The following is a 12,439-nucleotide window of genomic DNA, read 5'->3' as shown; positions in this document are numbered from 1 at the left end:
GAGTCTATCATTTTGGGTTTATCCATCAAGCAATGACTGCTATAATAAGCTTATGGGAGTGATTCGATTATGGAAGCTGAACAAGTTCTCAAAATGCTTGAGGGCGTTTTAGACGCTAAACTTAAACCTCTCCAACAAGAAATGACTGATATGAAGCAAGAAATGACCGGTATGAAACAAGACATCGCTGGTATAAAGCAAGAAATGACCGGTATGAAACAGGACATCGCTGGTATAAAGCATGAAATGACTGATATAAAGCAAGATATCAGTAATTTGCATAGTAAATTGGATTTGCTCGCCTCCGGGCAACCGGATGATACCTTAGCTTTGCTGCAAGCCATGAAGATAAAACTGGAAAACCTTCAGAAGGATATTGAGTTTACTTTTTTGAAAACCTCTAAAAATGAGCTGGAGATCAATCGATTAAAGACACAGTAAAAGGCAGCAATGACTCGTAATCGCGGGTCGTTGCTGCCTTATTTGTCAATATTAGATCACCAGTCTATCTCCTACCCTATTTCAGTAACAAAGAAATCGCCCACAGATAGAGGGATAGTTTCCGTGCTTTGTTGTTGCTGTTAACTGTTATATGGCGCTCCGAACTCAATAATGTTGTGATCCGGGTCCAGAATAAAAATCTGGGCAAATCCGGCCACGCTGTCAGGACGTGCCTCATAGCTTACGCCAATGCTCTCCAGCCAGGCGACGGTCTTGGAGTGGCTTTTCACCCAGATGGCAAAATGGCCGTCCGTCGTATCGATGCCTTTGGTGCGCAGCGTCTCCCCCGGCGGATGCTCCAGCAGATGCAGCTGTTGATCCGCACCTACGGCATACCATACCCCTTTGGACCGGAACGGCGGCCGTTCGATCTCCGGGAAACCCAGCACCTCCGTATAAAACTTCTTTGCTTTTGCAAGATCTCTTACAGCCAAGCTTACGTGATGCAAACGTTCAAATTCTATCATGTTCAGCGCCTCCCAATTTATTATGGACCAATTACAAATTTCGCTAGATTAAGGTATACTGGAGGAAAATCATACCAAAGGGGTTTATATGAACTTTTACTCGTTTTACTCACGCCTCGGATTTACATTCTTCATTTCTTTAGTCTTAATAATAGCAGCTGCTGGAACGGCACCTGCTAACGCCACCACCGCAGATTCAAGCACGGTGCCCCGTCTTTCCGGTGAATATGATGCATCCCCAACAGGTGATATTGCCTATGTCGCTGCTGCTTCCTCTTTCTCCGGCAAGGATACCCTGATGCTGTACAACCCGCTCAATCCGGAACAGCCGGACGGCAGGGAATTGTACACTTCCAGCGGAAGTCTGCTGGATCCCGCTTTCTCGGCTGACGGGACTAAATTGGCGTTCATAGAGACCTGGGGCCAGACCGGTATTTTGCGGTCAACCTCTATGGATGACAACGACAACACGGTAAGCACAATTAAAGTGCTTGATTTGCAGACAGGAAACCTGAGCAACATGATTAAAGTAGAGCATGCGATTTCTGAGATAGAGTTCGCGCCAGACGGAAAATCCGTGTTTTTTCTGCAGGCAGAAACAGCTAAATCCGTGCTATTCAATCAAACTATAAGCACAACTACCTTTGATGTTTATCAGATTCAGATAAATGCCAACGTTCCAGTCAGACATACACAGTTGAAAAGCTCTGGAATCGAATCATTAAAAATCGCTCCGGATGGACAGTCTTTCTATCTTGCATTCCCAAGCGATTCCCTGTCCAATAACCAGTACAAACAGCAAATCAGGGAGTTTCCTCTCGGAAGCGGCAGTAATACGGGTTCCGCCATTTCCCATAGCAGCAATGAAAGATTATCCGAGTTCTCATGGAACAAGGACCAGACCATGCTGTATTATCACTCGGAAGCCCGATCAGATCAAGACGGCTCTTATAAAGATAAGCTGTTCGTGTACAATTCTGTGACGAAAACGGACAAGCAGCTCGCCACGCCAGACGACTATCTCCATCGGCCTGTGGTCGCAGGTGACCGCTTGTATTTTATGACAGGCCTCACCCGTTTTGGATACGGCCAATCCGTATTATACGTCATGCCTGCGGCCGGTGGCGAGCCTGTACCAGTGGAGCTGCCAGCACCGCAGGAAAAATCTCGCATCATTACGCTTTAGCTGTATGCCAGTGCCGCGATCCGCGGCGCTTTTTTTGGCCCTTCCCAGGTTTATGGGCGGGTAGCCGGCCGGTTTCGCGCCGGAAATGCCATGCCTAATTTCTTCAACCCTTCGGCGAATTGACGCAGTCTGCTGACATCCGTCAGAAATTCATAATTCAGGGTGGTGCTTCGTTCCCCTCTCCGCGTAACAAGATGCCCGCCGACCTTGAACCTCTGCCTGCTGATATCGTCTCTTTCCAGCTTGAAATCAAGCTCAGGTTCAATGGCGCTGAACCAGCCTGTTTCCTTGTATGTATTGCATAACGCTTCCGCCTCTGCCTGCCAGTGCTGGATGCTTCCGCTTTCCAGATACGGGCCGTCCACTTCCCCGGCAAAATTCAGGCACTCGACCCGTATTCGGGGCCGACTTTCGCCGACCTACTTATCAGGATACTCTTTACATCTTGGAACCTATTTTTCATCAGGCTGAAAATCCGGCGATAAACGACTCTAACTCAGGTTCAAAACTGGAATCGGAGTTAGAGTGACCAGACAGCATATGTGATCATCTTAACGGACTGTAATGCCGCTATCTCGGGAAATAAAGCGCTCAGTCCGTTAAGACAAGGAAATCCGTCTTTTGGGGTAAATAAGGGAGCTCCAGTCCATTAGCGGAAAAAAACGACTACGGGGCCGACCCTCATCCATCTTCACTTTTATGGGAACTGATTTGCAGCGCATCGAAATCGAACAATAAATCCTGAGCCTGCAGGGCGGCCCCCATCACAATGGCTTTGTCGCCAAGTTGCGCATATTTAAAGGTCATTCGCAGCGGAATAGGCTCGGAGACGGTAAGCTTGTATTTTTCCTCAACCAGCTTGCGGATTTCGGGGTAGTCCTCCAGAATCGGACCGCTTAATACCAGAATTTCCGGGTTGTATAAATACAGACAGTTGGTGATCGTGACGGCGATGTAGGCGGCCACCCGGTCCAGCAGGTTCAGTGCCCAGAGCTCTTGCTTGTTGTAATACCCGATCAGTTCATGAACGGAAGTGACGGGAACGAAGCGCGCGGCCTGACGAATCATCGCTTTCTCCGTGACAATGGTACCGAGACAGCCGATTTTCCCGCATTTGCACTGCTCTCCGTTGATATCCACCGTCACATGCGATATTTCACCGGCCAGGTTGTTCTCTCCCCGGTAAAATTCCCCGTTCATAATAATGGCTACTCCGACACCCGATCCGAAGCCAAGCAGAACCGAGCTTTTGGAGCATTGAGCCGCGCCGTATCGGTATTCGGCCTTGGCGAACATTTTCAGGTCATTATCGACGATGACCGGGTAGCCTGTCAGCCTTTCAAGGGTGCCGGCCGCATGGATCTCACTCCAGCCTAACTGTACGGAACGTTTCACGACCCCTGGCCTATGGTTGATAATGCCGGGAAGGCCAATGCCGATGCCTGTGATTTTGTCAGGTTTCAGATTCTGTTCCCGGATTGTACGATTCACCGCTTCGGCGATGAACCGCAGCGTTTCTTCCGGATCTTGCCCGTGCTCCATGCTCATTTTTTCCAAATAAAATACGTTGTCCGTAAAATCCATAATTCCAATCCGGCACATTCCCTCGGACAGGTCCACACCGATGGTATACAGGGCATCCTCCCGGATATCCAGCAAATTCGCTTTGCGCCCCACCCCGCCGGACAGCAGCTCTGTTTCTCTCAGAAACCCTTCGCTTTCAAGCTCCTGGACAATCCGGCTGATGGATGTGGCGCTCATGCCCGTAATTTTGGCGATCTCTGCCCGCGAAATGGGCCTCTTGCTCTTCACGATGTCCAGCACCCATTTTTTATTCTGTTTCTTGATAAAACCGTTATCATGCTTCTTCATGGGAATCGTCTGTCCTCCCGCTTTCGAATCGGTTTCCAGCCCCTTCCATCGTAAGCGACATGGACAGCTCACCGCAAGTTCGCTGATCCAGGCAGCGTGTTCACAAAACACAGCAGCGTCTGATTGTACGCAGAGGCAATGCTGTCACCTCATGCCCGGACAGCTTGACAACAGCCTCGCTCTCTTCTCACACCTCCTCCCATAACCGCTTGACATTGGCCATGCCGATTCTGGAGCCGACTTCGCAGTCTTCCATTCCTTCAAACTCCACCGTAATATAGCCGTCATAGCCGGACTGCTTGACGATCCGGGTCACTTCGCGAATGTTGATGTCCCCGTGCCCGATGATGGCGCCGCGGAGATAATTCTGATTCACTGTGATGAACCATTTTCCTTCTCCCGGATTCTCATAGTAGGGTCTTATATAAAAATCCTTGAAGTGCACCCGATTCGCGTAATGGATGTTCTTCTTCACGCCTACAAGCGGAGCTTCATCGGCACAAAGAAAGTTTCCGATATCAAGCGTTGTCTTGAAATTATCCCTGCCGACAGCATGAATCACGCTCTGCACCCGGTCGCTCGGCTGCACGTTAAAACCGTGGTTCTCGATGGTGGTCACCATGCCGTATTGTGCGGCGTGATCGGCAATCATGCGGCTGCCTTGCACCATTCTGTCAAAATGCTTCTCGAAGTACTCGATGCCCATATCTTCCGGCGGCAGCCTGAAGGCCGTTACGTCGTGGCGGATGCTGGTGATGCCCATCCGGCGGGCAATGTCGACATGCTGCTTGATCCGCTCCACCTCTGCCAGAAACTCCTCTTCGTCCTCCTTGCACAAATCTGCCGGAAACGAATAGCCGGACAGTTCAATGCCTGCCTCGGCCGCTGTGTCCCGGATACGGTCAGCCAGCTCCACATTATCCACGACAGTGTAGCCGTAAGGAACAAGCTCCATATGCTCGCCTCCGTTGTCCGCCACCCACTGTATGGCATCCAGAATCGTCATTCTTCCCGCATTGATCGCTTCCAGCAAACTGTATGAACTCAGTCCTACCTTCATGGCTTAACACTCCTTGAATATGAATTTGGATGAAGCTGTTGCACTCAGGCGTGGGCACGCGTGGCTCCCTCGCCATACAGGTGACAGGCAACTGTATGTCCGGGCGATTGTACAACCGTGGCTGGTTCGGTCGTTGTGCACACCTCCATGCAGGCCGGGCAGCGAGTATGGAACTTGCAGCCTGCCGGCGGATTGACGGGACTGGGCAGATCGCCTTGCAGCAATATTTTTTCTCTTCTGAGCTTCGGATCAGGGACGGGAACCGAAGAAAGCAGCGCCTGGGTGTAAGGATGAAGCGGCTCGTTGAAGATGCGGTCCTTGGGGCCGCATTCCACCATCGTACCAAGATACATAACGCCGACCTGGTCGCTGATATGCTCGACGACGCTGAGATCATGTGAAATGAATAAATACGTTAACTGAAATTCCCGCTGCAGGTCATCCAGCAGATTGAGGATCTGGGACTGAACGGACACATCCAGCGCCGATACCGGTTCATCCGCAATGATCAGCCGGGGCTTCATAATCAGAGCGCGGGCGATTCCGATACGCTGTCTTTGCCCACCGCTGAATTCATGCGCATAACGGTTCGCCTGTTGATCGTTTAGCCCGACGACCTCCATCATCTCGGATACCTTAAGCCGCTTCTCTTTAGAAGACAGCCTGGTGTGAATGTCAAGCGGCTCGGAGATGATATCAGCCACCTTCATGCGCGGATTGAGCGAGGCATAAGGGTCCTGAAAGATCATCTGCACCTTGCGGCGGATTTCCGTCAGCTGCGATTCCTTACGGCCGGAGATTTCTTCACCGTCGATCCAGATTTCCCCGCTGGTCGGCGTGACCATCCTGGAGATCAGCCGTCCTGTCGTCGACTTGCCGCAGCCGCTTTCGCCGACCAAACTAAAGGTCTGCCCTCCCTCGACGGAAAAAGAAACACCGCCTACCGCATGCAGAAGCCGCTGTCTGCGGAAAAGTCCGCCCCGTAATTCAAACGATTTCTTCAACTGTCTGACCTCGACCAGCGTGTCGTTCATGCCCTCCCGCCTCCTTCATATCAGCATACAGCCAGCAGCTGCAGGATCTCCCGCCCTCGAACAGCGTCATATCCGGCTCCAGATCAGAGCAGACGGCCTTGGCATGCTCACATCTCGGTGCAAATTTGCAGCCTGGCGGCATATGGGCAGGGTCCGGCACCCGTCCCCTGATCGAATCCAACCGCTCCTTCTTCTGCCCAAGCTTCGGCACCGACGCGATCAGGCCGCGGGTATACGGATGCTTAGGCTCTTCAAACAGTTCATGAACAGGCGCCTCCTCCACCACCCTGCCCGCGTACATGACGACGACTCTGTCGCACATCTCGGCGACAATGCCCAGATCATGTGTGATCAGCAGCATGGACATCCCCTGCTCACGCTGCAGCGTCCTCATCAGATGCAGGATCTGCGCCTGAATGGTCACATCGAGCGCGGTGGTCGGTTCATCGGCTATCAGGAGCTCGGGCTGGCACGACATGGCGATGGCGATCATCACCCGCTGCCTCATTCCGCCGGACAATTGATGGGGATATTCGTGGATGATTTCGTCCGCGCGCGGAATCCCTACCTTATTTAGCATGCTGACGGCATGGGCTTTCGCCTGCGCCCCCTTTAATCCCAGATGGAGCCGGATCGGCTCCAGGAGCTGCTCGCCGATCTTCATAGAGGGATTGAGCGAGGTCATCGGCTCCTGAAAGATCATGGCGATCTGCTTGCCGCGAATTTTCCGCATTTCGGATTCCGGACACCCCGTAATGTCCCTATCCTTGAAGCGGATGCTGCCTCCTCCTATTGCTCCCGAGGTCCCGTGAAACAGACGCATGATCGAGAGGGAGGTCAAGCTCTTGCCGCAGCCCGATTCCCCAACCAGGCCCACGATTTCACCTTGACGGATATCGAAGCTGACCTGATTTAAGATTTGGATTTTCCTCTTGTCTTTGCTGAAAAAGGTCTCCAAACGGTCGATCTGAAGAATCCGCTCGGCCACGGTTCCCACCTCCGTTACTTGTTCTTCGTCTTCGGGTCCAGCACATCCCGCAGGCCGTCCCCGACCAGGTTAAAAGCGAGCACCGTCACAAAAATGGCGATACCCGGCATGATGACCACATGGGAAGCTGTGCCCAAATAATCTCTGCCGAGGGTGAGCATGCCGCCCCAATCCGGCGTTTCCGGGCTGGAGGCCAGCCCTAGAAAGCTCAAGCTTGCCGCAGCCAAAATGGCCGTTCCCATTCTCATCGTGAAGAAGACAATCAGGCTGCTCATCGTTTCCGGAAAAATATGCTTCATTAGGATTCGTCTCTTCTTCGCCCCCATCGAGCGCGCGGCTTCCACGAAGACCGCTTCCTTCACCTCCAGCGTTTCTCCCCGGATCAGGCGGGCAAAGGTTGGGATGCTGAATATCGCGATGGCGATTACTACATTCGTCAGACCCGGTCCAAGAATAGCGACAATCGCCAAGGCGAGAATCAGGTCCGGGAAGGAGAACATGACGTCACAGATACGCATAATGAAACGGTCCAGCGCCCCGCCAAAGTAACCGCTGACCAGCCCAAGCAGCGTTCCGAATACCGCGCCGGTGAGAACGGCTGTAAAGCTAACGCTGAGGCTCAACCGTGTCCCGTAAATCAAGCGGCTGAAGATATCGCGGCCATATTCATCAGTGCCCGCCCAGTGCTCCCCGGACGGCGGCGACAGCGTGTTGTTGTAATCCGGCGCAAGCGGATCATAGGGGGCAAGCAGCGGCCCAATACAAGCAATCAAGATCAGGAACAAGACGAAAACGCCGGCCGCAAAAGCCACCTTTTGCTTCTTCCAATTGTGCCAGAACTCTTTTACCGGCGAATACTTCGGGGAGCGGGCGGCTCGAAGGGTCTCCGTATTCTTCATTACCGTGCTCATGGCTTCCCTCCTTCGCTATTTATGCCGCACCGGTGCGGATTTTGGGATTCAGGAAGCTGTAAAGAATATCCACGATCAAATTCACGAGGATGAACTCTGCGGCAAACAACAGGAGCAGCGCCTGAATCACCTGATAATCACGGAAAGCGATGGAGTCGATCAGCAGCCTGCCCAGCCCCGGAAAGCTAAACACCGTTTCGACGACGACCGAGCCGCCAAGCAGGTATCCGAACTGCAATCCGGTAATCGTCACGACCGGGATCATGGAGTTGCGGAGCGCATGTTTGACGATGACCGCGGCATTTCCCAGTCCTTTGGCCCTTCCTGTCCGCACGTAATCCGAACCGAGCGAGTTCAGCAGAGACGAACGGGTAAACCTGGCGATCATAGCCATGATGCCTGCTCCCAGCGCAATGGACGGCATAATATAGCTCTTCCAGCCGTCGGCCCCGCCGGTGGGAAGCCAGCCCAGCGACACGGACAGCCACTGGATCAGCAGCAGCCCCAGCCAGAAGCCGGGAATGGAGATGCCGGATACGGCCATCACCATGCCGATATAGTCCGGCAGCTTGTTCTTGAAGACGGCGGACAAGGTCCCGATCAGAATGCCTGCAAAGAAGGCCCAAATGATGCTGGTAAAAGTGAGCAGAATGGAATTGCGGAAGCGGTTCTCGAACATCTCCGTGACCGGCTGTCCGCTCTTCACTGAGGTTCCCAAATCTCCGCCGAGCAGATTCTTCATATAGTTCAGATACTGCATCCAGATCGGGTCGTTCAGGCCCAGCTGCTCCCGAATGGCATTCACTTCGGTAATGTTGGCGTCCGGCCCCGCCACGAGCCGGGCAGGATCGCCCGGAATGAGATGAATGAAATAATAGCTCGCCAGGGAGACGATCAAGAGCGTCGGGATCAAAGCAAGAACCCTTTTGCCGATGTATTGAAGCATCATATCCTCCTTTCCGGGAGACGGGACAGGAATGCGAAAGCAAAAACTGGCCTTCCCCTCCATCTCGTCAAAAACGAAACTGTGGCGGTTGCTTTAACGAATCTGCAGCAGTCACCTTAATGAAGCATTGTTGTAATTGATGCGGCCCTGCGGGGTGATGAAAACACCGTCCAGGCTGCTGCGCTTGCCCGAAACATTCTGATCGGAAGCGAGGAAAATCCACGGCGCTTCCCGGTAAATCGTGGACTGGACGTTTCCGTACAGCTCCTGCTTCTTCTCCCGGTCCGTCGTTTCATTGGCCGCTTGCAGCCAATTGTCGACATCGGTGTTGCTGTAGTAAGACGCATTGCCCCCTGTAGGCGGAAAGTTGGCGGTGCCGTGAATGGGGGAAATGGCATTGTCGGTATCCGTCGCCTGGCTTCCCCAGCTTACATACCACATCTCTACCTCGGCTTCTTCCGGCGTGACACCGCCATAGATTTTATCCGACAGGGTGGCTTCTTCAATCGATTCGATCTTCAGCTTGACGCCGATCTGCGACAATTGCTGCTGGATAAACTGCATCCCCTTCAGCGTATCCGAGTTCGTATTGCCCCAGATGGTGGCGCTGAATCCGTCGGGGTAACCCGCTTCGGCCAGCAATTGCTTTGCCTTTTCCGGATCATAGGTATAGGTGCCGCTTTGCGGCTGATAGAAGTCGATCGTCCGCGTAAGATTGGAATCGAGCGGCGTTGCCAATCCGGACATGACGACACTGATGTAAGCATCCTTGTTCACCGCATAGTTCAACGTCTGACGGACTCTTATGTCATCAAACGGCTTCTTCATCGTATTGAGGGTCACATAACGGAGAATGGTGGAATCGCTGGCGGTTACCTCCACCCCCTCCGTAGCCTTCAGCTCTTCCATATTCTGAACGGGAAGCGGATAAATGAAGTCAGCCTCGCCGGTCTTCAGCATGGCGACTCGTGAACCGTTCTCCGGCACCGGCTTAAAAGTGATCTTCTCGACCGCAGCTTTGGAATCGGGATTCCAATAGCTCGGGTTTCTCTGCACGGTCAGGGAATCCCCCTGAATCCATTCCACAAATTGATAAGGTCCGGTACCGACGGGATGCTTGGAAATATTGCCGGATTCCAGCGCTTTAGGACTTACGATTTTGGCCGGGACCAGCTTTGCCATGAAGCTGCTGTTCGGGTGGTTCAGCGTGATTTTGATCGTGTAATCGTCAAGCGCCTCTATGCTCTTGATGTCGTTAAATCCTCGGCTGTACAAGCGGAGGCCATTAGCCTCGTCAGTAATTCTTTCAAAATTCGTCTTCACGGCTGCCGCGTTGAAATCCGTACCGTCGTGGAATTTGACACCCTTACGAAGCTTGAACGTGTACTCGGTTGCCTCCTCATTCGTTTCAAAGCTCTCCGCGAGCAGAGGGGTGATTTGGCCGTTGTTTTCCTCCACCAAGCCTTCCAGAATGCCCGACTGAACCGCGCCGGAGTTGCGGTCGCCCGTAGCATGAGGGTCCATCGTGATAAAGTTCTCGTTAACGGCAATGGTGATTTCATTATTCTTGGCGCCTTGGGCGGGGGCTTCCCCCTCCTCCCCGGCATTGCCGGAAGCTCCGGGTTCAGCGGTCCCGCCGTTTGCAGAACAACCCGCGGCCATAAGCACCAGGATGATAATAAATAAAGCTCTCAGCATCGGTTTCATTGTACTCAACCCTCTCTTGAATATTGGATTCTCACGAATGGCCGTGTAAGCATTCCTCCGCACATGCAAGTGCAGTAGAATAATTCATAACACTATGTTATTTAAATGTGAAAAAAACAAACTTTAGACCACCTTTTCGCTCGCATTTAGAAATTATTTTCTTCAGTGGTGTTATTAATTGAGCTTGGATACAGGGAGTATTTTATGAAAACAACATTTTATTTGTGAGGTTTATTAACATATTAATTGTGGTGAAATTTTGGTTATGAGTATACAAAAAGACCCTGAACGGTTCGCTTCCGTCCAAGGTCATCTAAATATGCGTTCAAACTATTTTATTCAATCCGTTCAGCCTGTTGGCCTGAATGACCTTGCTGACCTCGGCAAGAATACCGTCCAGCGATGCCGGGTCATTCACATCGTATTCATCAATGTTCAGGCGCAGCACCGGACAAGCCTTCAGCTGTGTGAACTCGTCGATCCAGGCGGAATATCTGGCATGCATGTGCTCCCAGTACGATACATCGGTCTGGATTTCCATCTCGCGCCCACGCTCCTTGATGCGCTCCAGAATGGACGGCAGGCTGCCTTCCAGATAGATCAGTATATCCGGATGGGGGAAATAGGGCGTCATCACCATAGCTTCAAACAAACTGGTATAGGTCTCGTAGTCGGTCTTGGACATCGTGCCTTGATCCGCGTGCATTTTGGCGAAAATGCCCGTATCCTCGTAAATTGAACGGTCCTGCACATAACCGCCGCCTGCTTCAAAAATATTCTTCTGCTCTTTAAAACGCTCAGCCAGAAAATAAATTTGCAAATGAAAGCTCCAGCGCTCGAAATCGTGGTAGAACTTCTCCAGGTAGGGGTTATGATCCACCTTCTCCAGGGAGGTTTTGAACCCGAGACGACTCGCCAGGGCGGCGGTCAGCGTTGACTTCCCAACCCCAACGGTACCAGCCACCGTAATGATCGCGTCGGACGGGATATTGTAATCATTCATGATATAAGCTCCTTTACTTGGGCGACGATCCGGGCAAACTGCTCCGGATGCTCGACAAAATCAACCTCGCTGCCGTTAATCGGAACAATGACGGTGGCAGGCTCACGTTCAGCCAGGGAAGCCATCGCCGTATCGTAATCCTCAATCAGCTGCTGCAAATATGCCGGATCGATCTGCTCCTCAAAGCCTCGTCCACGTTTGCTGATGCGATACAGCAGCGTGTCCAAATCAGCACGAATATACAGAATGATATTGGGCTTGGGCAGATCGTCAGTCAGAATGTGATAAATCTGGCGGTACTTCTCTCGCTTGATCCCTTTGAGCGTGCGCTCGGCGAAGATCAGGTTTTTATAAATATGATAGTCCGAGATGACCGGCTTGTCCTGCGCAATGTACTGCAGATCCGTATCTTCAAGTTGCTTGTAACGGTTGCAGAGAAAGAACATTTCCAGCTGAAAGCTCCACTCATCTATATTTTGATAAAACTTGTCCAGAAAAGGGTTCTCTTCTACGATTTCTTTCAAAATGGGGATGTTCAGTTCTGTGGATAACATGGAAGCAAGCGTGGTTTTTCCGGCTCCGATCGGTCCCTCCACTGCAATAAACGGGCCTCGTTTCATAAGTTCCTCCTCGTGCGGCATTGCGAGTAACAGCTCTAATCCTGATAAATAAAAAGACTAAAATATTGTACCACACGAGGGCGGATTAGCAGATATGTAAATTGTTCTTTTTACAAGGTCAGCGCATCACGGCATCTTTTCAAT

General features: G+C 51.9%; 13 protein-coding genes. 2 read left to right on the top strand and 11 right to left on the bottom strand.

Going from position 1 to position 12,439, the window contains the following annotated elements:
* The first annotated feature begins 69 nt into the window (after positions 1-69).
* Positions 70-441: a hypothetical protein gene (locus ACI1P2_RS15180; protein ID WP_355320691.1), complete on the top strand. Its 372-nt coding sequence runs from the start codon at positions 70-72 to the stop codon at positions 439-441.
* A gap of 140 nt (positions 442-581) precedes the next feature.
* On the opposite strand, the gene ACI1P2_RS15175 is transcribed toward ACI1P2_RS15180, so the two are convergent.
* A complete protein-coding gene (locus ACI1P2_RS15175) occupies positions 582-968 on the bottom strand; it encodes a VOC family protein (protein ID WP_355320690.1) in 387 nt (128 codons plus the stop codon).
* 205 nt (positions 969-1,173) lie between these two features.
* Between ACI1P2_RS15175 and ACI1P2_RS15170 the strand changes: the two genes are divergently transcribed.
* Positions 1,174-2,154: a TolB-like translocation protein gene (locus ACI1P2_RS15170; RefSeq protein ID WP_355320689.1), complete on the top strand. Its 981-nt coding sequence runs from the start codon at positions 1,174-1,176 to the stop codon at positions 2,152-2,154.
* A gap of 50 nt (positions 2,155-2,204) precedes the next feature.
* Here the strand turns inward: ACI1P2_RS15170 and ACI1P2_RS15165 are convergent, their stop codons facing one another.
* From ACI1P2_RS15165 to ACI1P2_RS15120, 10 genes are all read right to left on the bottom strand, one after another.
* A complete protein-coding gene (locus ACI1P2_RS15165; RefSeq protein WP_458296142.1) occupies positions 2,205-2,552 on the bottom strand; it encodes a WapI family immunity protein in 348 nt (115 codons plus the stop codon).
* A gap of 283 nt (positions 2,553-2,835) precedes the next feature.
* Positions 2,836-4,026 (bottom strand): ROK family transcriptional regulator, encoded by a 1,191-nt coding sequence (locus tag ACI1P2_RS15160; RefSeq protein ID WP_355320687.1) that lies wholly within the window; start codon positions 4,024-4,026, stop codon positions 2,836-2,838.
* Between the two features lie 187 nt (positions 4,027-4,213).
* Entirely contained in the window at positions 4,214-5,086 is an 873-nt protein-coding gene (locus tag ACI1P2_RS15155; protein ID WP_355320686.1) for a sugar phosphate isomerase/epimerase family protein, read from the bottom strand.
* 44 nt (positions 5,087-5,130) lie between these two features.
* A complete protein-coding gene (locus ACI1P2_RS15150) occupies positions 5,131-6,120 on the bottom strand; it encodes an ABC transporter ATP-binding protein (RefSeq protein ID WP_355320685.1) in 990 nt (329 codons plus the stop codon).
* The gene (locus ACI1P2_RS15145) at positions 6,074-7,108 is read right to left on the bottom strand and encodes an ABC transporter ATP-binding protein (protein ID WP_355320684.1); all 1,035 of its coding nucleotides are present in this window, start codon (positions 7,106-7,108) and stop codon (positions 6,074-6,076) included. The genes ACI1P2_RS15150 and ACI1P2_RS15145 overlap by 47 nt, the downstream gene beginning before the upstream one ends.
* A 14-nt stretch (positions 7,109-7,122) precedes the next feature.
* Complete coding sequence (locus ACI1P2_RS15140) at positions 7,123-8,007, bottom strand: ABC transporter permease (protein ID WP_355320725.1); 885 nt, start codon at positions 8,005-8,007, stop codon at positions 7,123-7,125.
* A gap of 31 nt (positions 8,008-8,038) precedes the next feature.
* Entirely contained in the window at positions 8,039-8,965 is a 927-nt protein-coding gene (locus tag ACI1P2_RS15135) for an ABC transporter permease subunit (protein ID WP_355320724.1), read from the bottom strand.
* A 111-nt stretch (positions 8,966-9,076) separates the two neighbouring features.
* On the bottom strand, positions 9,077-10,672 hold the full coding sequence (locus tag ACI1P2_RS15130) for a glutathione ABC transporter substrate-binding protein (protein WP_355320683.1): 1,596 nt from the start codon (positions 10,670-10,672) through the stop codon (positions 9,077-9,079).
* A gap of 325 nt (positions 10,673-10,997) precedes the next feature.
* Positions 10,998-11,675, bottom strand: a complete 678-nt coding sequence (locus tag ACI1P2_RS15125) for a deoxynucleoside kinase (RefSeq protein ID WP_355320682.1) — start codon at positions 11,673-11,675, stop codon at positions 10,998-11,000.
* Entirely contained in the window at positions 11,672-12,295 is a 624-nt protein-coding gene (locus tag ACI1P2_RS15120) for a deoxynucleoside kinase (RefSeq protein WP_355320681.1), read from the bottom strand. Before ACI1P2_RS15120 ends, ACI1P2_RS15125 begins: the two co-directional genes overlap by 4 nt.
* Between the last annotated feature and the right edge of the window lie 144 nt (positions 12,296-12,439).

This window comes from Paenibacillus jiangxiensis (assembly GCF_046098255.1).
In the GTDB taxonomy this organism is placed as follows: domain Bacteria; phylum Bacillota; class Bacilli; order Paenibacillales; family Paenibacillaceae; genus Paenibacillus; species Paenibacillus jiagnxiensis.
Note: the sequence above shows the minus strand (reverse complement) of the source record. Positions and strands in the feature narration are given on the sequence as shown.